We start from the raw sequence: 258 nt of genomic DNA on the forward strand, positions 1-258 counted from the left end.
ATCATGCACGGCGCATTAAACCATTGATTAAATACAATAAAAAAGGCCCACACCAAAAGTGAGGGCCCTTTTAATAATTGAACTTAGTAAAAATAACCAGTTAATGGTGAGTTTTACACACCTAGCTCTTTAGGGATTTTAGCTAATGCAGCCTCAACCACTTCAATACCCGAACCCGGTTTGTGTGCATTTTCACTAATATAACGTCGCCATTGGCGTGCACCTGGCATGCTTTGGAACAGGCCTAGCATGTGACGA

1 pseudogene is annotated in these 258 nt (G+C 41.9%); it reads right to left on the reverse strand.

Features of this window, described 5'->3' with window-relative positions:
- Nucleotides 1-113: 113 nt before the first annotated feature.
- Nucleotides 114-258: pseudogene (locus AB4585_RS26300) on the reverse strand (tRNA dihydrouridine(20/20a) synthase DusA); the annotation flags it as partial.

Source organism: Vibrio sp. 10N.222.49.C9, assembly GCF_041474985.1.
Lineage (GTDB): Bacteria > Pseudomonadota > Gammaproteobacteria > Enterobacterales > Vibrionaceae > Vibrio > Vibrio crassostreae_C.